This window comes from Halalkalicoccus sp. CGA53 (assembly GCF_036429475.1).
Classification (GTDB): domain Archaea; phylum Halobacteriota; class Halobacteria; order Halobacteriales; family Halalkalicoccaceae; genus Natronorarus; species Natronorarus salvus.
The window spans coordinates 146,744-172,787 of the sequence record NZ_CP144124.1; the positions used below are offsets into that span (position 1 = coordinate 146,744).

At 53.3% G+C, this 26,044-nt stretch carries 12 protein-coding genes; 8 read left to right on the forward strand and 4 right to left on the reverse strand.

What is annotated here, in order from left to right:
- Positions 1–29 precede the first annotated feature (29 nt).
- The gene (locus V2L32_RS00695) at positions 30–1,091 is read right to left on the reverse strand and encodes a hypothetical protein (RefSeq protein WP_331232213.1); all 1,062 of its coding nucleotides are present in this window, start codon (positions 1,089–1,091) and stop codon (positions 30–32) included.
- Positions 1,091–1,558, reverse strand: a complete 468-nt coding sequence (locus tag V2L32_RS00700; protein ID WP_331232214.1) for a PDDEXK family nuclease — start codon at positions 1,556–1,558, stop codon at positions 1,091–1,093. The genes V2L32_RS00695 and V2L32_RS00700 overlap by 1 nt, the downstream gene beginning before the upstream one ends.
- Positions 1,559–1,602: 44 nt before the next feature.
- Between V2L32_RS00700 and V2L32_RS00705 the strand changes: the two genes are divergently transcribed.
- The 3 genes from V2L32_RS00705 to V2L32_RS00715 all read left to right on the forward strand — a co-directional run bounded on the left by V2L32_RS00705 (position 1,603) and on the right by V2L32_RS00715 (position 10,016).
- Positions 1,603–2,505 carry an HNH endonuclease gene (locus tag V2L32_RS00705; protein WP_331232215.1) on the forward strand — a complete coding sequence of 301 codons (903 nt, stop codon included), beginning with the start codon at positions 1,603–1,605 and terminating at the stop codon, positions 2,503–2,505.
- Between the two features lie 420 nt (positions 2,506–2,925).
- Positions 2,926–6,345: a PD-(D/E)XK nuclease family protein gene (locus tag V2L32_RS00710; protein ID WP_331232216.1), complete on the forward strand. Its 3,420-nt coding sequence runs from the start codon at positions 2,926–2,928 to the stop codon at positions 6,343–6,345.
- Positions 6,342–10,016 carry a UvrD-helicase domain-containing protein gene (locus V2L32_RS00715; protein ID WP_331232217.1) on the forward strand — a complete coding sequence of 1,225 codons (3,675 nt, stop codon included), beginning with the start codon at positions 6,342–6,344 and terminating at the stop codon, positions 10,014–10,016. The genes V2L32_RS00710 and V2L32_RS00715 overlap by 4 nt, the downstream gene beginning before the upstream one ends.
- Before the next feature lie 60 nt (positions 10,017–10,076).
- Here the strand turns inward: V2L32_RS00715 and V2L32_RS00720 are convergent, their stop codons facing one another.
- Both V2L32_RS00720 and V2L32_RS00725 read right to left on the reverse strand, forming a co-directional pair.
- Positions 10,077–11,411 (reverse strand): hypothetical protein, encoded by a 1,335-nt coding sequence (locus V2L32_RS00720; RefSeq protein ID WP_331232218.1) that lies wholly within the window; start codon positions 11,409–11,411, stop codon positions 10,077–10,079.
- The gene (locus tag V2L32_RS00725) at positions 11,404–15,261 is read right to left on the reverse strand and encodes an MrcB family domain-containing protein (RefSeq protein ID WP_331232219.1); all 3,858 of its coding nucleotides are present in this window, start codon (positions 15,259–15,261) and stop codon (positions 11,404–11,406) included. The genes V2L32_RS00720 and V2L32_RS00725 overlap by 8 nt, the downstream gene beginning before the upstream one ends.
- Positions 15,262–16,291: 1,030 nt before the next feature.
- Between V2L32_RS00725 and V2L32_RS00730 the strand changes: the two genes are divergently transcribed.
- From V2L32_RS00730 to V2L32_RS00750, 5 genes are all read left to right on the forward strand, one after another.
- Positions 16,292–20,245 (forward strand): Eco57I restriction-modification methylase domain-containing protein, encoded by a 3,954-nt coding sequence (locus V2L32_RS00730; RefSeq protein ID WP_331232220.1) that lies wholly within the window; start codon positions 16,292–16,294, stop codon positions 20,243–20,245.
- A 5-nt stretch (positions 20,246–20,250) separates the two neighbouring features.
- Entirely contained in the window at positions 20,251–23,592 is a 3,342-nt protein-coding gene (locus V2L32_RS00735) for a helicase-related protein (RefSeq protein ID WP_331232221.1), read from the forward strand.
- A 759-nt stretch (positions 23,593–24,351) separates the two neighbouring features.
- Positions 24,352–24,480: a hypothetical protein gene (locus V2L32_RS00740; protein WP_331232222.1), complete on the forward strand. Its 129-nt coding sequence runs from the start codon at positions 24,352–24,354 to the stop codon at positions 24,478–24,480.
- Complete coding sequence (locus tag V2L32_RS00745) at positions 24,477–25,223, forward strand: hypothetical protein (RefSeq protein WP_331232223.1); 747 nt, start codon at positions 24,477–24,479, stop codon at positions 25,221–25,223. Before V2L32_RS00740 ends, V2L32_RS00745 begins: the two co-directional genes overlap by 4 nt.
- Positions 25,220–25,957 carry a hypothetical protein gene (locus V2L32_RS00750; protein WP_331232224.1) on the forward strand — a complete coding sequence of 246 codons (738 nt, stop codon included), beginning with the start codon at positions 25,220–25,222 and terminating at the stop codon, positions 25,955–25,957. The genes V2L32_RS00745 and V2L32_RS00750 overlap by 4 nt, the downstream gene beginning before the upstream one ends.
- Positions 25,958–26,044: the final 87 nt, after the last annotated feature.

A 26,044-nucleotide genomic window follows, 5' to 3' on the forward strand; every position in this document is an offset into this window, starting at 1 on the left:
TGTTCAGGTCTCTATAGCGATTCTGACGGTCATCGTTGATCGAATCGCTCCACGATTTGAATAGCCCGTCCGAGTTTTGGTTCGATGACTGGGCTTCGAACATCAACCTCGACTTTTTCGTCCTGCCAGTGTTTTCCTGTTTTCCCGTCCCAGACTCCATACAGCGTTATTTTGGGGAGTTGAAGGACACCGAACTGGACAGCGAGAACATACAGAGCGTTCGCCACGTCTTCCCACGATGCCGTTGTGGTTCGTGGCAAGTCGATCGGAAACGAGACGTGATGAGCCCACACTCCGGCTTCCTGTGCGTTGTCGATGAAGCCGTAATCGTTGCTGAACAGAAGCACTCGCTTTCTATTCCCGATATCGTACTGGCGGTAGGCTTCGATGATCTCCTCATCTCCAGTCCCGATCTCGTCGGTGTCCTCGGCCGGTACGAGATCCGCCGTCCTGCGTGAGGCGAGTCGACGGAATTCATAGAGTCCCAGAAAGCCCTCGCGATTGTCGCCTGCGGGCTGGTTCTGGAGTCGCGCGAACTCCTCGCCAAATGCCTCGGTGAGACGCCTCGTTTCGTAGTGTTTGTAATGCCAATCGAGTTCTTTTTTCACCCCTTTCGAGAGTGCGTAACCGGTCGTAGCGGGACGATCACTCGCATCGGATCTACCCGTTCTCGGATCGATATCGAGAACCTCCGGGATACGAAAGCCCATGAGATTCGTATCGAGTCCGATCATGATCGGGGAATGACCTGCTTCGAGATCAGGATAGCCACGACGCCGAACGAACTCGAGAAGATCGTCGTGGTTCTCTAAGGGAAGCAATCCTCCTCCGATCACGCCCCGGATATAGCTGTTCTCGTCGGGGAGATCCTCGAATACCTGTGAACCGTGTTCGATCTCGACTGCCTCCCGATTTTCCTGGTAGGTTACTGCTCCCTGGGTGAAACGGACGGTCGCGATACCGTTGTCTTCAAGATCGAATCGAAAAAGTTCTCCAATAGTCTCACAAGGGTGCTTGACGGAGATTTTAGTCGTACCCGAATCGTACAGCGCGTTCAAAACGGACAGGAGGTGTTTACGAGAGACGTACATTAGACCATCTCCGCGAAATCCACTAACTCGGCGTTTGTACGTGGAATATCAGGATAGCACCGGCCGTGATCGACTGACTGCAAATGGAGATAATAGACGTGATCTGCTTCATACTGCAAGCCAACCTGGAACGCGATCGCGGACATAAACTTCCGTCCGGGTGTGAAATTGACTGCTACACTAACTGACTGAGCTCGGGCATCCGAAATCCCGTCAATGTAAAAAGACATGATCTGTCTATACTGTGTTTCTGATTCCAGTTCGTGTACAGTCACAGTCGGTGAAACGTCGTAGGCGGCGACGATGTCCTCGAGCAGTGGAACCAGATATTTGGTCGTTTCAACCAGTCCGGGGTTCGATAGCATACGAATTTCCTCTGGAATCACACCCTCATCGCATGCAGCAATCAAGGGATTCACCACCGCCTCAATAGTCGGACTTGCGTTCGTCAGCCAGATTACAGACATTCGTCCTGTACTTGAGTTCAAACAGTATGAATGTCACTCTATAGTTGATAGACAAGATCCCGATAGATAGTGGTCTCCCAAACGGTCATATAGATGACTTCCAATGGGAGAATGAGATGTCTCGAAAGCCGCTCCGAGGCGTTGTTCCGATGTTCGGCGGAGCTACCAGCTACGTTGATACCCTTGACAGAATTCTTCGATTTGTTCACACCCATCAGCCGAGTGTTGATGAGTTAGTTGGATGGCATAGAGGCACGTTTGAGCAGGTATCGAGTAGAGAGTCAATTGCGCGCCGAGTTGATTACCTCGAAGATGTTGGATTCATTGTTTTAGAGGGGACAGCGTGGAAACTTGGTCAAGAAGGGAAGGCGTATGTTACGGACCAGACGACCGATACACTTCTCGAAATCATGTGCAGGCGGAACGTTGGACTCCGTAGTTTGCTTTATGCACTTTCAGTCGGCCCAATGACGATCAGAGAGATCAGTCAGCAACAGCTTGATACTCATCCTGATCTTGGATGGGATCCAGCGAACACAGATATGGCAATTCAGCGGGTAAACTGGCTTCGAAGTCTCGGCTTGGTTCGGAAAGAGGACAATAGTTATGTTCTCACTGAAGATGGACATGGATTCATAAGCGACTCCGTTGAGCAGTGGGCTGGTTCGTCGTACAATGTAGCTTGCGCTGATTCGAGCGCCATCGCTACCGGTGTTTATGAAACGACCGTACAGGCTCGCTCCATGGATCCCGAATTTCGAGCTACAGTACTGTCTGAGTACAATACGACCTGTCCTGTTTCCGGAATCGATCATCCTGCATTGCTGGACGTAGCACACGTGCTTTCTTGGAGCGAATATCCAAATATCAGAGCCGATCTGAGGAATGTGATTCCCTTGGGTAAAACACATCATGCCGCGTTCGATCGAGGACTGTACCATCGATGAGGAGTACCGGATTCAGGTGAACCCGGAGTTCGAGACCCAAAGTGAAATCCTACAACGAATCCTTATCGGCCGGGCTGGTGAGACGCTAACGATGTCTACGTTAAATCCGGATCGAAATTATCTCCAGCGCCATAATTCGACGCTGAAATGGATGTCGGGATGAGCTATCCCATTTCAATCAAGTCAGAACAAAAGCGCTCAAAATGCAGAGTGCGCTTAAGAATCGGCACAGCAGGGGCTTCGAACTGTGCAGGCGAGTGCGTAATCAATCGGCAATATATACTGCGTATGAGAGCGTAAACGGCCTTATTAGTTTGATGTCCTACTAAAAAGTCGAATAAAACCAGAGTTTATGAATGGGTCGGACCTTGGTACCCGGACACGTACATTAAAGAATATCAACTTCCATTGGCAGGATGAATGGGTGTATTTGTCGAACAGGGGTCACTGGAATCGTTTCTCATTGATCGCTGGAATAAGTCATCACCGCACGAGTTAGGCGATACTGCGAACGGGCTCTGTCTCCTCGAGGGACGAATCGCCCGACAGAATCTCATCAGGACCCTTGTCTCTGATTCGGTCCCTCCTGAGCAGGCTGCAACGTACTCATCCATCGAAGATCTCGCGAAAGTGCTCGTAAGGGAGCGTTATGGACAAGCCAGCATCCTGAATCGGCATATACATGTTCGGCTACTCGGAGAAGTAATTGAATCCGCCAGAGATGGCCATTGCTCAGATGAACTGCATTCGTTTGCCAAGATCGAGCGACTGACCGAAGATACCTATCTGGAGGAGTTGTTTGCAGAGCTCAACGAGTACTACCGCTGTACAGACGCAGGGGAAGACTTCGATGATATCCTGCAAATAGCTACGGGACTCTCTGATGGCTTCGCACGACACAGAAGTGAACGGACACTCAAAGCGTTCGATGCTATCCATGATGATCTCCTCGACCGAACGGCTTCGCTTCCAGATGGCGTTTTCCTCTCTCGGAGTCACTTAGTTCGAGAAGCTCGGCATGTTTTCTCCGACGTTTGGTCAAGTGCGTTCGCTCACATCGAGTGGGTCGCCGTTGCGACGGTCAATATCCTCGACAATCCAACGCTCCGATTTTTCGCTACCATTGCAGAGCTAGAAGGTCTACCGGACATTCACTTCTTTTTCGAGGAAGGGACCCGGGCGACTCTTTTCGATCGTTTAGCGAATGTCGGCTTAGAGCCCGTACCCCGTTCTTCAGGGTCCAAGTGGGATTCAGACACGAGCGCTGCAGGGAACGCGATGCTCGAGGTTGCCACGGGAGGCTTCCACGGAGATCACCCGCCAGAATCGGTTGAGTTAATAGAGGCACCGGATCGTCGACGTGAAATCGAGCGTCTCGTCTCAGAGGTACGCGAGTTACTGGCTGGTGATGTCTCACCACAAGAAATGCTTGTTGTTGCTCGGAACGTCGATCAGTATCGACCGATCATCGAGGACGTATTTACGAACAATGAAATCCCGTACCACGTTGAGACTCGCCGCCCAATGGCATATCTCCCATCCTATCGATTCGTGAAGGCGACCGTTGATCTAATAGAGGCTGCAGTCACCGATCGCCTCGATGTCTCCCATACAGAGGTGACCGATCCGCTCCGACTCGGGTACTGCCATCCCGACCACGCAATAGACAATGAGGGGCAGTGGCCAATGTCCGATAGCCGTTTTCTCCGTATAGAGCAACAACTGCACGCTGCTGAACAGGACGAAGGACCCCGCTCTATTGAGGACTGGTTATCGTTCGCAACTGGAGAGCAGAGCAATGGCGATGAGTGGAGTCAGTTAGCTGTGTTTCTCGAATGGGTACTCGAACAAAAAGAGACGCCGCCTGTGAGAGGTGCTGAGCTTCGAGAATTTCTCCAGGACCTCTTGTGGCCACATCTATGGTGTATCGCAAACGATCCGATACAGAGTCCATCCGGTCCAGCTGTCGATCCGACGAGGACAGATATTAACAGCGAACACCAGACCTCCCATGTAGAACGGGTTCGAGACAGAGGGGAAACGCTCGAGATCTACTACGATCACATTCTCGAACTGTTCGACACTCTCAACCCCAGCTGGAATGTGGTTGGACAAGCCCTCGGTGACGTCATCGGTTCCGAGCCCTTCTGGTCGACTAATCGGGACGGTAACGCGGTCACGATCAGTGATGCGGGGCTTATCGACTTTCGAAAAGCCGAGCATCTTTTCATTGTCGGGTTGTCAACTGAGGAGTTCCCGATTGAGCTCTCAACCCCGACATTTACGCATAAGAAGCTACACGAAGCGACTGCACGTGCAACGAGAGCGGAAGAGAGCGACGTCCCCTATCTGTACTACGAATCAAAACTCGATCAATACGAGCAAGACCTCGATAGTTACGCAGCGGCCCTCAGTACCTGCACTGGTGAGCTCACACTCACGCAGTTCTATCTCGATTCCGAGAATGACCCAGTAGCGTGGTCACCGTTCGTTGACTTCCTCGATCCTGATCCGATAGAAGACGAGTACGTCACACGAATTCGACTTGATGAGTGGCTCCCAACGCCACGAGATGGGGAATCATGGCCGGATACCTGGAAGCGAGCATCTAAGCGAGATCTCCTGCGCTCGTACGTGTTTCATGCTGCGGATGTAGAGCACACGGCCGGGCCTCGAATAGAGCAAGCCGAGTTTCACCATCTCGCGTTTCGAACCTCTGTAGATCCACTCGAACAGTTCGTTGGCCCACGCATCGATCGCTACATAGAACCGATTTACTCGATATTCGTCGATCCTGACGAACCAGCATTCGACGGTGCGCTCTCGCTCGAGGATATTGTCGGTGGTCCGATGAGATCGCACGAGATCGATCTCTTCGCTCAGTGTGAGCTCAAGTTCTACTACTATCAGCTGATGTTTAATTTCGATGGAGATCAAATCGAGCGCGATCGAATTCCCGAACAGTATTGTGAAGTACCAACGAGTCGGTTTGGCGAGCTACCTGCAGTTATCCACAGTCAACAGGCTGATGAGAGCTTCAGTACAGGGATGAAACGGGTCATCTCCGACTTACTACCCGACCGTCAGCATGATCTCGATAGCTTTGCATCCAGGGGTGAATTGCGTGATTGGTTCCAGGATCTTGAGCCAAAACTCCCCCGTGAACTATTGCCCTCACTGTACGCTGAGTGGGAAGAGGTACAACGAGAACTCGACCACAGTATCGATCGTGGGTGGAATTGGGAGGACGATCCCGATCCAGTACCGATCAGCGGGACCGAAGTAGTGCTCCCCCCACACAGAATCGACACGCTCTCTGATGGCTCGCTTCCGGTATTCTCGGTTCGTGAACGACATTACGCAGAGCGAGCGCTGAAACAGTGCTGGACCGGAGGGAATCGCCCTTCTCGGGACGAGCAATGTGACGATCTTTGTCAAAGTTGTGAGCGATACGATGACTGCTCCTATACAACGAAGCATATCCTGGATCACCGACTACACACGGCTGCAATACAAAGCAATGAGACCTCAGGATTCCTACTATACGAACAAGGTCAGACACGGCCAGATGCCAGACAAGGCCATCTCGTTGTAGATGATAGCGTGCCGTATGGGGACAGTGAGTCTGTCGAACCCTCATTGAGACGGATTACTACTGACGAGTACAACGACACTGTTTCTCGCTGGCGGAGCGATATCGAACATCACGTCCGGCGCCTACGTCCAAGTCCCGGGGTCGAGTTCAGAACAGAGCCGGCCTTTGTCACCGACTTGAATGGCTGTGAGAACTGCGTGTACCGCGAATTGTGTCGAGTGCCGCTTCAGGAGGACCGACGATGAGCAATGAAAACATCTCAGAAAACCTTGACCGAATTGAGGAGATAACTACCCTTGCGACGGGACCTGCAAGTAATCAGCTCCAACCGGACCAGGCGGCTGTATTCCTCGAGTTCCATGAGAATTCGGGACGGGTTGTGGTGGACGCGGGTGCAGGTACGGGAAAGACGACAGTGCTTATTCGAACGGTCGCCGAAGCAGTCGTCCGTGAGGTCGATAATGAGGGAAGTCCATTCGAGCGGATTCTATTGACTACTTTCTCGAATGACGCCGCCAACGAGCTCAAGACACGGCTCAAAGCACAACTTCGCGAGCATGATGCCCACAGTCAAGATCCCCTGCCACGATCAGTATGGCGGGAGATCGAGACTGCAGCGGATATCGGTACGATCGATAGCTTCTTTCACGACTTGATAGGTGAGATCGCGATCGATATCGGATTGCCTCCGGATTTCGAAGTTCGAGGTCAGCTCGAGACCGAGACGCTCCTTGATGAGATATTCGCACATCTTCAGAACGAGCATCCGGGCGAACTTCGCCGACTCCAAACTGCCTATTCTCCTGAGGAGTGGCGAGAATATCCACCCAAATCGGTACGTGAGATCGTCTACCGAATTCAGCAGAAATGTCGTGAGTTCTGTTGGTCGGTCGATAGTGCAGTCGATTCGCTCTGGATGAGCTTTGAGGATATGCATGCCGGAGAAGACCGCCCTACAGATCTCGCAACGATCGATCGCATACTCGAAATGCAAATCGGCGAGGGCGAAACGGTTGACCCTCTTGACGGAGACATGGAACAACAACTCATCGACCATGTCCGAGATACGTACGATCGGTCGAGTGCGATTATCGAGGACTTTGAAACCGTCCTCCGGACGTTCAACGAGCAGTATGATGAGCTGACTCGATCAAGTGGACTTCTCTCACATACAGACGTAACGTATCTCCTGTGGGAGGCGCTAACTGAGGACCCGGATGGGGTATTGGCGCAGAGTCTTAGTGAACGCTATGACTACGTCTTCATCGACGAGTTTCAGGATACGAGTCACGCGCAGTGTGAGGTGCTCTCACACCTAATAACCGAAGAGAAAGACGGCACCCAACTCATGCTGATCGGCGACGTCAAGCAGTCGATCTATGAATGGCGCTCTGCGGAACCGAATATTTTCAACGACATTATCGACCATGCTCGTGATGATTCGATATCCGATTGCGACCCGGCTCCGCATGTCGAAGCAGCGGGTATCACGTACCTCCCACTGGTATCGAACTTTCGAAGCCATCCGCACATTATCTCGACGGGGAATCGAGTATTTGCGGACATCTTCGCTGACGATGGTCGTGGAAGAATCGGAAGCATCGACATTGACTATGTTCCGCTTGAAGCTCGGCGCCCGAATACGGAGCCGGACGACCCACACGTTCACATTCTGGACATGGGAGGGGAAACTAAGCGCGATTTCTGGGTAACGGGGGAGGCTCAACAGGCAGCTGAAACGATTCTCTCGATAATACACGGAGAAACGGCAGGGATAGCTGTCGATCGCTCACCACTGAACTCTGAGCAAACACTCGAAGATCCTGAACCGGGAGATATTACGTTTTTATTCAGAGCACGAAGGCACATGCACATCTACGCTGAGGAACTACGGAACAGAGGGCTTGAAGTCTCGGTCGATGCATCCGACGATCTGTTCGAACAGCCAGAAGTTCGGTTGATGATCGACATACTCGATTGGTTTGCAAACCCCCATTCACGACCCTCCCTGGTACGTATCCTCCGATCGCCCCTTGTCGCGCTTTCTGATGAAACGCTTCGAGCATTAGCGAGTGAGCAGTACTATCTCCGAGCGCTGTTGGATGATTGGCCAGATACCCTCCCGATAGAGGATCAACACCGACTCGAAGGACTAGCTACTCTTCGGAATGACCTACGATGGGGACGTGAAACTGCGAAGTCCGACCTCGTGTACAAGATCCTCAGGCACTCAGGATTTGAGACGGTTGTTCTCGCAGATACTGACGCATTAGAACGCTATGGAAATCTGTGGCTGCTCGGGGAGATCGTGGATCAGTGGGAAGAAGACGAGTTACTCCCATACCGGGAGTTCGTTGAGCGTCTTACGACAATCAGAGATAGATCAGTTATGGAAGATCCGGATTATACGACGACTCGTCTCGCGGACGAGCAAAATCGTGAGACCATCACCCTTACGACAGTCCATGCCTCGAAAGGGCGTGAGTTCTCGATCGTGTTTCTGGTGGATCTCCTCGCGCGATCTAATTGGCCACGAACCCAACTTGATCGCCTCTTAACGAGTCGAACGCATGGGATGGCACTTCGTCCGCGCCAAGGTGAGACGCCCTTCCCGCCGAGACTAAACATTCCTAGTCCCGATGACGACAATGTATGGCTGAGCGAAGATTATGATGCTCAACCCCCCTCGTGTACTGGCCCAATCTGGCTGTCGGATGCCCGAGTCGAGCGAACTGGCCAATTCGAATATCCGAATCCTCTGAACGCACATTTGAAAGAACGGGAAGCAGAATTCTGGCGGATGCTCTACGTCGGGTTCACTCGAGTCCGTGACCATCTGTTTCTCGGGCTTGGACACAGTGAAGTATATAAAGGAGAATGGAACACATGGATGGCACCACTTCGGGACCAGTTGCTGTTAGGGTCCGACGAGATTGGAAACGAAGAGATACGACTCCTTGACACACCTCAGAATGACGTTAGAGGAGTTACGGAAGCACCGGATAGCGTCCCAATCGGCATCGATGATATCCCGTTAGAAGCTGTCGAACCCGAGAGAACGGTTGAAATAGATGTTGATGATGCAGCAGTCTTCTTGGAGAATAGCGGACCAGATGAATCGGTCGAGGAAGTCCCGTTTCTACCGGAAACTGTCGATGCCTCCGGTGTCCACCATCTACTCGAGTGTCCTCGACGGTTCCAATACAGTGTCGTCCAAGGGCAAAGCTCGATCCGTTACGAGACGGAGGCTGTAGCCGCTCCAGGTGAACTCCCACCAAAGGTCTGGGGTGATATCGTTCACAAGGCACTGGCGCTTTGGCACCAAAATGAACTCGAATTCAGGCGCTACCTTTCGGACCTCGATGAGACAGTCGCTGACACCCTCAGAACAAGCGTGTTAAAGAACTACCGGCGGACCTCTACCCGACAAAGCATCAATTCACATGCCGATGAGGTAGTGATAGAACATCCTGTGAGGGCACTCCTCGAGGTAGATGGGCATCGAATCCCCTTCTATGGGAAGATCGATCTCCTCTATCGAGACGGTAGCGACTGGATGATAGTCGATTTCAAAACTGGTGAAATTCCCGACACTGGTTCGTACCACCACGAGCAGTACCGTCGCCAGTTGACAGCGTACGCGTGGCTCGTTCAGGAAGTCTACGATATCACGATTCAGGATGCAAAGGTAGTATATGTCCACCCAGAATACGATGAAGACGCGTTCAGTCCCGACATTGAGGCCTTCGAGCGGTCGGTTGCGGACTCGATTAACTCGTTGAAGATTGATAAGGTGGGTCTCGAGGCACGTCCAGATCCAAAGCCGTCAGAAATCGATGATAGCCCGCCAAGCGGAACCAGATGTGGATCATGCCCATATGCAGCCAGCGTCGGCGGACCCTGCAAGTACGGGTGAATAGGATATGATAGAGATTGTTGAGTGAGATCCAGCTGGCGCACAGCTGTCCACAGGACGTTATTCAAGAAGTAGTGGATACTCTGCAAACGATTCTCTACTGATTTCCCTTGCGGTGATATGTGAAACAGATCCAGAATAAGAAGTTGTGTCAACTCCATCGGTAAAGATCAAACCTTTTAGCGAGGTGTCTGGTTCATCACTGAGATATCGCTCTCCAACTCTGGCGTATTTCATATACTCAATGAGCTCTCGTAATCCTCGGTCGAACGTTTGTGGGCTATCAGTATACTTGATTTCCCCGAGGAGAACACTGGTAGGTACGTCCTCTGTGCTCGTTCGATCATAGAGCAAAACCACGAGATCCGGCCTTCCACCATAGACTCGATTGAACTTTTCTTTATCAAGAAACTGGTTTACGAGCTCTCGATGGGTGTCGTGAACGTCGACGAATCGTTCGAAAAATCCGGTTGCATTCTCTCTATCATCTTCACTGAGTGCTTCCGAGAACTGCAGATTGCCCTGTTTGTCGTGATACACCTCGAGGCGGTAGTTTTCGTTTTCGAGGCGTGCTATCTCGTTTGCTCCCGGTTCGATGATCTGGAGAGAGAGCCCCTCAAAGCGCTCTGAGGCTTCTAGTCCACGAATGAGTTTGAACACGCAGAAGAGTTCGAACAGCTGAGGAAGCCGCTCAGGAACGACGAGCGTGTCCATGAGGACTTTCCGTACGTCTTTGTCGTATTGATTCTCGAGGAGGCGTTGGTACCGGTCGTATAGCTTGTACGCCTCAGTATAAAGTTCGTAACGAGAGGTGCGAGCAGCGGTCATCGCTCGTTGAGTGAGCCGAATGTCTCCTCCGTTCTGAATACGAGTGAGATGGACGTTACGGGTGTAGAGGCGATCGAACTCGGTGAGGAGACTTTCATGCCATCGGTCGGTCCGCCACGAGTACCCGAGTTGCTTGAGCTCGTTTTCGGCGGTCTCGTGGATGATCCAGAGGAGCTTTTTGAGCACGAGGTTTTCGGGGATATCGTACTCGGTGTATGAGCTATCGAAAACGAAAATAGAGCGGTCATCGAAATTCTCTGTATAGCGCTGCTTCGTCGTCTGATTCCAGTCGATCTTCCCCCGGACTTCACCACGGCCGACTATCTGTTGACGCTCGTTGACTGTCTTTACCCGTCGAATACGGTTGGGAAGTTTAGTGACGAACTTGACGACGGGCTCGGAGAGACAGAAGTGAATGCGTTTGAGCCGATCGAAGTCATCGATACTGAGATCGGTAAAATCGAGTGTGTTCGCGACCTGCCGGTCGTTGATCGTGCCCGACCGCAGGAACGTGGTGAGCTCTGATTGGACGGCGTTCATTAGCTCTGTTTGCCCGATCTTACTCATCGTCGAAGGGGATATCGAAGAAGTCCTCCGCCTTTTTCTGAAGGAGCTCGCCATCGGTGTATCTTTTATTCCCGTCTAAGGCTTGGATAAGCTTCTTCTGTGTATTTGGACGCAGGCCCTCGAGTTGGGGAAATACAAGCGCAACGAGTGCAGAGGTGAGCGCTTCTTCCATTCGATCATCTCGGTCGGTGACACCCTCGTACGCGCTGATAAAACGGACGATGTCCCGGATGATCGACGGACCGATCGGTCGATAGCTGTTGATCTCTTTCCAGATCTCAGTGAGCTCTTCGGCGAGTATTTCGAATATCGGCTCGAGAGTTTGATCTTCCTCGATCCATACTGATGCATAGTTCGAGCCCCTTTCAGGATCTAAGAGCTCTGTTCTGAGAGAGCCGTCTTCGTTTTGCAGTGAGGGAATGCCGATATGGATGAAGTTGAATCGACGCATGAACGCATAGGACATCTCATACAGTGAGGCCTTGTCGTAGGTGTTCATCGTCGCAAGGAGCCGCCAGGACGGTGTGACCGGGAACTGGTCTCTCGATGCAGCGATCGCCTCTAACTCGGTATCTGGGGTGTCTGCTGTAACTGGGGTGATTTTGACCGTCTCATCTCGCTCGTAGGGCAACGTGACCGTATCACCTGTTAGTACGGAGAACAGTGACCCGAACGCTTTGTCGATATCCGAGCGGTTGATCTCGTCGATGATGAGCCACTTGTTGACGATACGGTCCTGCCGGAAGCAGTTGAGAAAGAGTCGTGGCTGAAAGACGAGTTCGGATCCGCCACCGCTGACGTTCGGGACGTACCCACCGATCGTATCGAACGCCGTCCATTCCGAAGTCGCGGTGGTAAACCGCCAGTCGTGGAGGTCTTCGATGTCTGTAGAGTGTGCGCTGAGTGTTTCAGTCGCCTCTTTCGCCACATGCTTTGCGAGCTTTGATTTCCCGGTTCCCGGTGGACCGGTGAAGATGATGTGTTTACCGGAGTTGAGTGACGCTTCGATCTGGCGCTTAATCGAGTCTCTGTCCTCGAAATAGAGGTCTTCTGGCAGAGAGATGCCGACCAAAGGCGGGGAGAGGAGCGATTGGAGACGTTGAAGTTCCGGATCCAAGATCGGTCGGTCTGCTTCTTCAAGCGAGAGTATCGTTTCGTACTCGAACTCAGTCAGCTCGAACAGACTTCCTCGCGCATTATTTGTAATTACTAAGGACTCTTCGAGCTCGGGAAGTTCAGTCAATCCTCCCCAATCAATTCCTTCTACTGACCGGTCATACTTGATGAGGACCCCAGGGAACTCGTTTTCCGACTTCGTGTGCAGGCCTTTTTCCACCGTTCCTTGAGCAAGAATCTGTTTTGTGGGACTCGATTCGTAGAAAACTACCTTATCACCGGGAGATACTTTCTCAAATGCTCCAAACATTCGCTTTTTGTTTCCATGCTTGTTATAAGCAGTATAGAATATTTCACCATCCTCAGAAAAATCGCGTACTGACCAAATATTTCGATTTGCTGTTGCCCAAAAATACCGCGTTTTATTTGTTTTCCTCTCTATCCGGTCGGTGAGCCATTCACCAGCAGCATCCGAAAGATGGCCGAGATAGCCCTGACGTAGTTTCCCATCTTTCGTAAATGGATAGTACTTTACCCCTTGTTTGATCTCCGGCGTCGTAAGCTTCTCTCGGATTTCGTCGACTACAATCGGTTCGTCAAGCCATGTGACCTCGAGATCGACGCGATACCGGTTGCTGTCTTCAGCTTCGACCTCATAGGCCTCGTCAAGAGCTTTGGAGTAGGCGGCAATCTCTCCGTCGTGGTTGTGGAATATCATATCCCCTTGACTAATGGCCGTTAGATCGCGAACCCACATCGTATCAGATGCACTCAAGAAGCCTCCCTCGATCTCCTTCCTTTGTTTCTGGTTAACCCAAAAATAGCTAGGTTGCTCGTCTGTTTCGAGTGTCAATATTTTGTGATAGAGTTCTGCGATCTCGTCGACAGCTTCTCGCTCGATAGCGTCATGATCAACTTTATCAATAACATTGAACAGCTGGTCGATCTCGAGATTGATGGGTACTTCATGGTCAGTGCCGCTGCTTCCATGGCCGACTAAAGCTCTGTACTCCTGTTTGAATTCGTTGAAAACTGCAACGCTCTCTCCGTAGGTACTGCGAGAAGAATAACCGAAAAACTCGAGACCATCTCTTGTGGAGCTGTTTATGATTGGATATCTCTCAATGTGTAATAGCCCAAAAAGCTCCCAGAGCGTTAGTTTTGCTCCCAGATCGGCTTCCCAACGTGGATTGAACTCATCGGCTGTTAGAATCTCTTCGACGAGCGACGCAAGTTCTTCGAGAGATCGCCCTTGAGTTTCCGTCCACTTGGTGTAAATCGCATTGGGACTACCCATACGCTGTGCACTATACAGCAATGACCACAGGTCTCTAAATCGGGCTTCAGATGGATCTTCGATGAAAGCACGTGCTATTTCACGTGCTTCATCCGGATCATAGGCCCCTAATAGCGAGAAGTGGACTCCGTTGTGATGCTCTGAGATGATCTCCCCCCAGAGTTCGAGGACCTCTCGGTGTTCTACTGAAAGGACACCATCGTTACCACCCCCGAGATTGAGGGCGTCCTCGATTCGTTCTAATTCCGATTCAGCACTATCTGCAAACTCGACGACCTCGAGACGACGGCATACGCTCCCAAGGAAATGGCCTACTTCAGCTGGGAACTCATGCAAAGTCCATTGATGGAAGAGCTCTTTTCCCTCCTTGAGACAATTAACTGATACGCCAGCCTCACCAAAGGGGTACCAATCAACGCCGATGAATCGTTTGTGGTGGATCTCCTCTGAGTCTGTCATAGGATCTGAGAGCGTCCCCATTTTCTTGGGGAAAGCCTCTGTGACGCGTCCGATCCCGAATGCAACATCTATCGAGTCGACCGAAGCTCCGGCGATAATAATGTCTCCAGTTTTGATCTTGTGTTCGAAGTAGTAGACCTGCCGCTCGCCGTCTGCAGGACTCTGACCAGGTATTGAATCGAGTTGAGTATCAGCAGAACCGGACTGGACATCGTCGAACCCCAGAGTGGCAACGCCGTGTTCAGTCCAGAAATCCCAGTAGTCTCCACCTTGAGGAGAAATTGTCCAAATCGTTGCCTCTGCGACGTCGTATGTATGAGATTCGTAGAGACGGTCTAGGAGCTCCTGGTAGGTCTCGATGAGTGCGAGCAGATCCGATATTACCTGGGACTCGTTCTCGAGATCATCGATAGAGTAGGATTTGCTCAGAATAGCCCCGATCTTGTATTCTCCGGCTCGCGTGACCGACTCGGATTCGCCGTTGCTTTCGTACGTTTCGGTGATCGTTGCAGCCGTGGGTTCAATTCCGGCTGGAGGCTCGATGAGCTCTCGATACTGTTGGGCATGCCGTTCGAGAATCGTGGTTGCATTCGGACGAACCCCTGATCGACTTGACGCTCGCTGCGCCTCAGTCGAGCCTTGATTGAGGGTCAGATAGAGCTCTCTCGCTTCAGTATCAAAGAGATAGACGATGTAGATCCCTTTCTGTGTTGTTTGGGTCTCTGGAGGATACTCGATAGGGATATATGGAATATCGGACATCGAGCCCTGGCCCATGGATGGGCGTACAAGATAGTCTTCATCAGTGGTGCTCAGCACATCTTCAACAGCGAGTTGGGCAGTCTGTGTGACTAGTTCCTGAAGTTCTGAATCATCATTGGTAAGATGAAAGTCGCGATCTGCGCCGATATCGCGAGGAGAAGGGTAGTCTGTTAAGATCCGCTGCAAGACTGAGGCCAGGGTGGGAGCTGATGACATAGGCTATGTGTAGAAGTCTATGACAAAAGTTGATGGGTTCGGTCCCAGTGAGTGGCTGCTGCTTAAGGCGGCTTTCGTTGAGATGCGTTCGATCAGCGAGAGCGTCTCAGAGCCTGCGATATTGATTAGTGAGCGTCAGCCTATCTCAATCTCGAGCTTCGGGCGGTACGTTCTCCGTGTGTCCGAACTGTGCGAGTGGAGCCTCGCCTGTGGTGAGGTAATACGCACCAAGTAGGTCAGTCTCGATCTCTTTGCGCATGTGGGCGGCGTCGAGATCGGTTCTCTCAACGTACGCGAACTGGGCGTGGCCTTCGAAGACCGACTCATGGGTGTATAGACGTGAGGGAAGAGCGCTCGACTCCCCGATATACGCCAGTGGAACGTCGCTATGATCGTACCAGATTCGGTAGAGCCCGTTGTTCGGAGGGGTAGCATCGAGACGCTGTTCTAATCGGTATGTTTCTGACCATTCGAGACCCATCCAATCGCTGGCTCGAGGATTCTCCCAGTTCTGCCAGCGGGGTGGGTCGATACCGCGGGCAGCGTTTGGCTCTTCTTCGCCTTTCTCGAGGGGTGACCGAGGCGTAGATGAGATAACGCGTCTCGGGATCAACGGCCGCACACTAAACGAATTCCTGGTCTCGCTGTGTGATGGCGGTCTCATCCATCAGCAGAACAGCAGGCAGGTTGCCGGCGGGCCGCCGACCGGCCTCACTTAAGCGGTGGCCGAACTTTTGAACCCAGTTCCACACCGCGACATCTGATCGTTCAACGCCAATCCAGCCAAGAACGTGCCCTACTTCGGGAAACTCACCCTAGAATTGTACAGTAGGATCGCCAATTCGACGATCTGGCGATCCGTTCGCTCGCACTCGAAAAACTCAATCTCGTCCAGCACTTCTGTGAGTTCGGGAAGGTCCATTCTCAATCAGCTCCAGGAGGAGCCGAATCTTCCCATTCCTTTCGCTAAGTTAGCGGTGCCTGAGAGCTCTACCAAAACGATTTATACTCGCGCTCAAATTCACGTCTCATGCTCGTAGACTTCCGTCTTTCCGACACTCCACGCCCGTGGACTTCTGACAGGACTGGTGTCAAATGTGATTTCTACATCGGAGAAGGATCCAGTGCCCTCGAAGTCGTCGTAGCCAAACAAGACAACCGACCTACGAAGCAACGACTTGAGCGACTCTACAAGGACCGTCGAGGAGGCCGAGCCAATCCAATTCTGGTCGTCGTACTCTATGAGAATGGTTCAGTCGCAAGCGTATGTGGTCCCGCCGGGGAAGAACCCCCGGTGAAGCGCGGTCTCGACCCGGAGCAGGTCCAGCGTATCTGTAACACCGCGTTGAACAAGCCGAACCGAAACGCCGCACAGCGTTTCCTCCGCGATATTCTCGACCAGATAGATGACGATATGGTCGGGCTCCGCAATCAGGGCCTCCTCTCGACGCACGAACTCAAAGTAGGCGTTCCAGACCGACCTGATTGGGACGACGCAACTGCGCGGGCACGTGAGATACTCGACGAAAACTCCCGTGACCTCATCGCGGAACTCGGCTACGAAATCGAACGACTCTCTGACCAGAGCCACCTTCTGAAGGACGTAAGCGATAGCCGCGAGACTGCCGTCGCAATCTTCCTCCAAGACGACGAGTCCTTCGACCGTGCACAGGACCGATTTACCGGTCAATCGCCCGTCTCGTACGCGCTGAACGAGGCCGACAAAAAGAATCTCGACTACGTAATTGCGAACTCGAACAACACGCTCCGGCTCTACACGACGAACCCCGACGCGGGGTTCGGCTCTCGGGGGCGAACGGACACGTTTGTCGAGGCTAACACTGACCTGCTTACCGAAGATGATGCTGGGTACCTGTGGCTTCTGTTTTCCGCAGAAGCACTCCGCGACGGTGGAACTCTCGATCAAATTATGGGTTGCTCGAAGGACTACGCCGCTTCTTTGGGTAAGCGGTTGCGTGAGCGCATCTACGACGAGGTAGTGCCCGACCTCGCGGAGGCCATCGCCAACGCCCGGCAACTTGATAACCCGACCAAGGCAGAACTTGACGAGACGTATCGTATGGCGCTCATTCTTCTCTACCGCCTGTTGTTTATTTCGTACGCCGAAGACGAGGGATTCCTCCCCCGGTACAACCCTCGATACGAACGTCGCTCGCTGAAACGGAAGGCACACGAGGTTCACGAAATCATTGAGGAGGACATCGGATTCGATAGTCGTTCCACGACACACTGGGACGACGTGATGGCACTCTCACGAGCTATCCATAACGGCCACGGTGAATGGGGTCTCCCAGAGTACGACGGAACTCTGCTCTCTGAGGATTCCTCCGATTCGAACGCGGGTGCGATGCTGGCTGGTATCGAGCTAGCCGACGAGCAGTTCGGTCCCGTGCTGGCCAACTTGCTTGTGGATGAGACTGGAGATGGGTATGAGGGCCCAATCGACTTCCGAAACGTTGGCGTCAGAGAGTTCGGAGTTATTTACGAAGGTTTGCTTGAGTCGGAACTCTCTTATGCTGAACAGCCGCTCGGCCTCGATTCCGACGGGCACTACAGACCAGTGGATCCCGATAACCACGAGGTAGAGGTCAAGGAGGGAAAGGTGTACCTACACGGACAATCCGGGGAGCGAAAGGCAACCGGGACATACTATACCAAAAAGGAGTTCGTCGAACATGTCCTTGACAACTCCCTCGATCCTGCTCTCGATGACCACCTAGAACAACTCGACGAGATGAGCAAGAACGAGGCCGCCAAGCACTTCTTCGACATTCGCATCGCGGACATCGCGATGGGGTCCGGTCACTTCCTCGTTGGCGCTGTTGACCGTATCGAGAGCCGTCTGTCGAATCACCTCACTGAACGGAACCTTCCGCTCGTAGAGGAAGAACTCGACCGTCTGCGAGACGCCGCAGAGGAATCGTTCGAAACTACGGCAGAAATGCCTGAAGTAGAGCGTTCCCAGTTGCTCCGTCGGCAAGTCGCGCGGCGATGCATCTACGGTGTGGATCTAAACGACCTCGCGACAGAACTGTCTCGGCTCTCGCTCTGGATTCACACCTTCGTCCCTGGGCTCCCGCTCACTTTCCTCGATTATAATCTGCGAGCAGGTGATTCGATTATCGGAATTAGTTCACTCGACGAAGTAGACGACATCATCGATATTGACCAGAAGTCACTTGGTCAATTTATTGCTGGCGGGAGTGACGCGTTAGAAGATATCCAACAAGACATCGCTCGGATTGGCCGAATGGCAGATGGTGACGCCTCTGAAGTGCAAGAAGCACGCGAAACCCGGAAGAAAATCGAGGAGAATCTTGAGCAGACAAAAGCGGCATTCGACATCTTGTTAGCTTCTCAGATAGATGATAGAATCAATCCGAACACCTCAACACTTGCACAGGAGGATATTACGAGTTTATCTAGTTATAAATATGCCCAACAGTCTCTCGGCTCGATTGAGCCAGTCCATTTCCCTGTGATGTTCCCCGAAATATTTGAGGGCAATAGCTCTGGGTTCGACGCAATCGTTGGAAACCCACCGTGGGATAAAGTTCGATTTGAGGCGCAACAGTTCTGGGTCACGCGTCATCCTGGAATAAACTCACTCGGTAAAGCAAAACGGAAGCAGAAAATTGAGGAACTTCGTCAGCAATATCCATATGATGCCGAAGTCGAGGAACGTGAAAAGGAAGAACGTGAACGGTATCAGGATTATGTAAAGGCCGCATACGATGACCAAGGTCGCGGTCACTATGACTACTCTAAACTCTTCGTAGAACGGGCTACTGACATTCTTAATAGCGATGGAAAGTTAGGATATGTTCTCCCGCGTCAATCTTTGATTCTTGGAGGGTGGAAACAGCTACGTCGCCGCTTGTTCAAGAATTCTGAGCTTACGGTTTTACAAGCGAGGAATCAAGGAGGCTGGATTTTCGATGATGTTCATAAAAGCTACATGGTTGTGCTGCTGACCAGAAAGCCAGCAAGCGGCAAACCGGGCGCATACATATGGCCTGCAATTGGCTCTGAGAAAGCGCTCAAACAAGCTTCTTTCAAGAACTCTCTTCACCTCTCTGTGGATGACCTTGCCAATCTCACTACAAAGAGCCATCTAGTAATTCCTTGGTTTAACAGTAACAAAGCACGAGAAATATTTCCGAAGCTACAGGAGTGTTCCCGTCTATCTTCAGATGATGGGTGGGTTTCGGGTGTTAACGACTCCCGGTGGGACTTTACTAGTTCTGGACCACACGGAAGCCTGACGAAAGACAAACTAGACTCCGGGCTCTGGAAAGTATTCATGACTCGAAGTGTAGAACAATTCGAACTTAATGAAGAGAAAGAGTTTCGTAGGTACGTTGACCCTAAAGATCTCCATCGTATTGACGGTAATATTATTGAAAGTGAAGGTAAAATTGCAGTTGGGCCGAACCACCCAACTGTGAGTTTCCGTTATGTCTCAACCAACAGTAACAGACGAACGATGATTGCGACGATGCTCCCTGAGTCAGATTTCATGTACTGTAAAGGATACATTCACGCAATAGACCACTCCGAAGGAACCGAACCAGAGACGCTTTTTGCGTTATTGGCGTATGTAAATAGCTTCACTTGTGATTGGTGGGTCCGAAGAATCAGCAATCGCCACGTGATGGCTCCCGTAATAAATAACCTCCCCATACCTGATTGGACCGATGTCCAGATTGCGGAAGCCGCCGAAATCGCCGCCGAAATCACTCGGAGAGGTGGTATCGAAACTATCCCGGGCGGTCACGAAGTAGAGCAGTTTTCCGGATACGAGTACGAAGATGAAAACACACTCCGTGCACGCATCGAACGTCTCGTCGCAGACGGTTTCGACCTTAGCGGTACACACATCGAAACGGTGTTGGACGACTTTTCCGACAAAGCCTGTCCGGTGGCCCTCACTGAAGCAATCGACGAGGAGATGGAGGACTGAGGTCGATGCCGAGCAACCGGCCCGAGTTCGTCGATAATCGGAAGGGGAACACGCTCGCACGGGCTATCAACGACTACCTCGGGGACCTCAGCGAGACGCTGGCCGACGACCCAGACCTCGACATCGCGACCGGCTACTTCAACCCGCGCGGGTACTTCTCGGTCGCAGAGGGGCTCGAAGCCGTCGGTGACGTTCGAATCCTTCTCGGTGCTGAGCCGCCGCAGAAGGACCGCAACCGATGGCGATACCCCGAAGAGCCTCGTGGGGACGAATACAATCAAAAGCGCGTTGACGAAGCACTCCAGTCTCTTGACGAGGGCCTTGAACGCGACCGCGACCTACTGGGATTCTCCCGGGAAGTCGATTCGCAACTCCGCGAGATGGTACAGTGGCTCGAAAGCGACGCTGTGGAAGTACGCCGGTTCGAAGATGGATTTATTCACGGGAAGGCGTACTTGTTCTCTCATGAGCAGGGCGTACTCGCGGGGTCGTCGAACTTCACGGGCGCGGGCCTGAACAGCAACCTCGAACTGAATCTCGCGAACTACAGCCCGGGTGTCAACCAGCAGGTCGAGGACTGGTTCGACGACCTTTGGCAGGCGAGCGACCAGTACGACTTGGCGGACATCTACAGGGAACGGTTCGAACCGTACGAGCCGTACCTCATCTACCTGCGTGTCCTGTACGCCCGATACGGCGAAGAACTCGAACAAGAGCGTGAAGAGGACGATGGAGCCATCAACCTCGCTAACTTCCAGCAGGACGGTTTCCGACGGGCCCTTCGGTTCCTCGACGACCACAACGGAGTCATCATCGCGGACGAGGTTGGTCTCGGGAAAACGTACATCGCAGGAAAGATACTCGAACAAACGGTGAAGGAGAACCGTCAGCGGGCGCTCGTCGTCGCCCCGGCCTACCTTCGTGATGGGATGTGGCGCAACGTCCGGTCTCAGTGGGGTATCCAGTTCGACGTGCTCTCCTATAGTGAACTTCGCCAAGCACGCCAACTCGGTGGCGATAACGCGAACCTCCCTCTGGACAAGGACGAGTATCAGACGGTCATCATCGATGAGGGTCACGCGTTCCGTAACCCGGGTACTCAGCAATCGCACGCGCTTCGCACACTCCTGCGCGGTGACCCACCCAAGAACCTCGTACTGCTCACCGCGACGCCGGTCAACAACTCGCTTTGGGACCTGTACTATCTCCTAAACTACTTTATTAAGAACGACGCGACGTTCGCGTCCGAAGGTATTCCGTCGCTCCGTGAGCGGTTCAAAGAAGCACAATCCGAGGACCCGGCGGACCTCTCGCCGGATATGCTGTTCGACGTGCTCGACGAGACAACCGTCCGCCGAACTCGCCGGTTCATCAAGGAACACTACGACAACGCCGTTCTGCCCGACGGAGAAGGCGGCACTATCCGTATCACCTTCCCCGACCCGCATCCAAAACGAGTGGACTATACCTTCACCAATACGTTTGGCGACGCCTTCTTCCGCGATGTTTCGCGAGGTCTCGCCGCTGGGGACCATGACCACCACGAACTCACGCTCGCCCGGTACCGGCCGTCGTACTATCTGGAGGCGGAGGATGATGCATCCGAACTCTCACTCGTGGGACTCCTACGTACGGGTCTCCTGAAACGATTCGAATCATCGAGTCACGCGTTCGCGAACACGTTAGAGCGGATGAGGAGCCAGAACGAAGCGGCACTGAGTCTGCTTGATCGTGGGCTGTTCCCCCAACCGAATGCCATCGACGAGTGGGTCGAAGCCGATAGTGACGAAGCGTTTGAGGAGGCCTTCGAACAAGCGAACGGTGAAAGAGCGTTGCCAATCAACGAAGCTGATGCCGACGTTCAGCAGATGCAAAAGGACCTCCAAACGGACCTTCAGATATTGTCTCGGTGGCATCGCCACGCCAGTACCGTCTGTCCCGAGGATGACGAGAAACTGCACGCACTTCATGATACACTAGTCGGCATCTGTGAGAAGGGCGAAAGGGATGCCGCAACAGACCCCAACCTTCCCGAAGAAGAAGCCTTCCAACAGAACCGGAAGGTCCTCGTCTTCTCATACTACGAGGACACGGTTGACTGGATTCTCGACTATTTGGAGGACATCGTGGAGAGCGACGACCGACTCTCGTGCTACGAAGGCCGAATTGCGGGTGTCGCGGGCGACGGGGCCAAGCGTGGCATCTCACGTGAACGAGCAGTCCACGGCTTCGCTCCCCAGTCGGCCGACGCGCCCCTGGGAACGGAAGATGAGTTTGACATCCTCGTTACGACCGACGTGCTCGGTCAAGGTGTTAATCTCCAGCAGGCGCGGAACGTCATCAATTACGATTTGCCGTGGAATCCGATGCGAGTGGTCCAGCGCAACGGTCGTATCGACCGCATCAATTCACCGCACCCTGCAATTTACCCCTTCTCCTTCTTCCCGGAGGACCGTCTCGACGAGTTGCTCCAACTCGAATACCGTGTCCGACGGAAGCTCACGCAGGCGGCCCGGGCAGTCGGCATCGACAATGAGGTCATCCCGGGGATGGAGACGTTGGACCAGAACTTTGCTGACCGGGTAGAGGACATCGAATCCCTCCACGATGAGAATCCCGAACTCCATGAACAGGGTGGAACCGACGCGGCGGCCTACTCTGGCGAAGAATACCGTCAAGAACTTCGTGAGGGTCTTGAGGACCGCGAGGAACAAATAACGTCGCTTCCGTGGGGGGCGGGGTCGGGTTTCCGGGGAGAAAAACCTGGGTACTTCTTCTGCGCTCGGGTAGGCGACGATGTCTTCGTGCGGTTTGTCTCCAGTGAGGGTGACGAGGAGATGGTGCAGGATACGCTCACGTGCTTGCGTCGTATTGAATGTACGCCCAACATCGAGCGCGCTCTTCCCACCGAATTCCGAACAGGCGTATATGATGCGTGGGATCGGGCACGGACAGACATCTATCGTCAGTGGCAGGAGCAAACAGACCCACGAAACATTCAGCCTGACATTCCTCGCCTGTTCCGCGAGGTCGCGGACCACCTCCGGAACCACTGGCCGGATGAAATGACGCAGGACAAGTTGCAGGAAACGGTAGACTCGGTCGAGGCCCCATGGGGGAAGCGATACGAACGCGAACTCCGAGACGTATTCGAACAGGAGGGACTTAGCGACGAAATTCTGTCTCGAGAAATAGTAGAAGTGGTGGACGACCTTGGTCTCCAACCGTACGAAGCGCCCAAGCCTCTATCCCCAATCCGCGAGAACGAGGTGAAGCTAGTGTGTTGGCTTGCTATTGCCCAACCACAAGAAGACGGTGAGAGCGGTGGTGCAGAACTGTTCACATAGTGTGGTGGTTGACTCACGATATTATTTCTACGATGGTGATTGGCAAGTGCAAAGATCAAGCGAGACAGAGAGCAAGAAAGACGTGGGCTTTGACCCCTGACTTGACCTCGGACCCGTGCGCGGCTAGGCGAACATTGTTGGTGGCGAGCTCTCCATCGATATGAATTTAGCCACTTACTTTGGAGCAGACAATCTCGCGCAATTCCTCTGCAAGTTCTCCATGCTTTTCGAGCGCTTCTATATCGTCTTCAAGACGTTCAAATCGTTTCCTTACCCGACTGATTGTCTGGTATCGATATGAATCTGAGACGTCGGCCTCATCAGTAATGATCTCACGCTCTCGATCAGTCAACAAGGCCCGACGTTCTGTCATACTATGTCCACTCTGCGAAGCCATACAATATCTTGTGGATCTAATCAGCATCAATATTGCGTCTATAGTGACTATGTATACAGTATAAAGGCAACCTTTATTAGCTATACACTATATTGTACATATGGCGCGAGTTGTCGAGAACCGATCTCGGCCGGGTGCTTGGAACACCCGACCTCGCGCTTCCCAGGAATGAGAAGCATGTCCACGGACACACTCGCGGGTAATGAGAGTAGCGGCGTACAGTCCACCAACACCCCCCTCGATAGCGCACGCGCTGTCGTCCGATCCAAACTGCTAGACGACGACCTCCCCGATTTCGACGTCTATCAGGCGCTCTGTGAATACTCAATCCCCCACTCCGTCCGGGAATTGGAGCGCCGGGGATGAGCGAGCTCAACCAAGTAAGTGCACTCCGCGAGTGTCCGGTCTGTGGCGCGATCGGCCTCGCCGAACGCATCGCAGACCACGACTGCCGGGCGTTTCTTGCACGCCACGAGGAGGCCCAACGGTGAGAGTCAAGACCACCGCCGCACAAGCACTCCACGGCGCGCGACTCACGTTCGCCGACACCGTTCGCTGTCTCACCTGCAGCAAAGAACTCCGAGCCGGTGATCCGATTCTGATCTGTGCCAGAGAGCAGACCGAGTCCGAACCACTGCGCGTCACTTGGCTCTTTTGCACCGACTGCGAGATCGAGACCTCGGGAATCGCGGTGACCGGTCGGCTTACGACGACCTCCGATCCAGCCACACAGGAACACGCGCTCACGGTCTCGGTTCCCACCGAAACCTCTGATCGCAGAGAGCTCCGAACGGACGGGGGCCAATCTGTCGATTCCGATTCGAACACCGAGCCCATCGAAAACGAGGACGACCCAGACGACTCCGGAGCGCTGATCGCGGACCCGTTCTACAACATTCGGGTTTACCACCTCGATGACGGCACGGGCACGACGCTCTGTGGACTCGACGGCGACTATACGTCGGTCTCAATCAAGGACGCGAAAGCCAGCTCCGTGCGCGTCTGTCGACGCTGTGAGAGCGCCCAGAACGGTGGCTACAGCACTCGTCCTTGCCCACACTGCGGGAAAGCGGTCGTCATCACCCACTGGCCGATGCACGTTCGGGAGTGTTCGGGCTCGAGCCAGCTCGGTGTTAGAGACGAAAGTGAGGACTGCGCGGATTCCGAGGAGCAGGACACAGGTGCCAGCCAAGATCACCCCTCCGAGTCGACGACGAAGGAGGCCCAGCGATGAGCCGTCCCGAACCGGCTCGCTCCGTCGAGACCATCGATGAGCAACTCGAGGCACTCACCGACCGGATCGAGACACTCGAAGCCGAGAATACGGCACTGAAAGCCGAGCATCGAGCGCTCGCACAAGCGCTTGATGCGAACACATCGCTCGATTCGGTTGCGTCGAGACACACCACCGCTGCAAATGAAACCGGCGTCCTCGAGCTTCGAGGAGCCGACTCACCTGAAGCCGCACGACTCGATCAGATCTGGATTGCGGGGCATCCGATCGGGTTGATGCTCACCCGACGTCGCTCCGAGATCGAGGGCCTTCGTGAGGAGATTGATGCGCTTCGCATGGATGCGTGTATGACCGAGGTAGCCACTGACGAGCTACTCCCGATTCAGCAGGTCACACAGACCTACGAGGTCGAACCCTCAGTCCTGAGCGCGAACGAGAAACGTGCAGCGATCGTCTGGACGAGCTTCCTCGAAACCTGCGATCGCACACCGACGAAGCTCGTTCTCGATTCAGGTGCCGTGAAAACCATCCTCCGGGTGAGCGAGGATGAACGCCCACACAACGAGACTGTCCGTCGTGTGATGGACCTCGTGAGCGATCTTGGCCGAGGGCTCATCACCTGTGAGAAGCGAAAGAATACAAAGACGCTCGTGATCGACCGCGAGGAGTTCGAGGGGTTCACCGCGCGACTTGGAGAGAGTCACTCGGACGGGGCAATGGAGACTTCCCTATGACCGTTCAAAGGAACCAGCTGAGCCGTCACGTTGTTGTGACGGTCGAGGAGGGTCTCCGTGTGATCTAACGGTCGCTATAGCTACGGA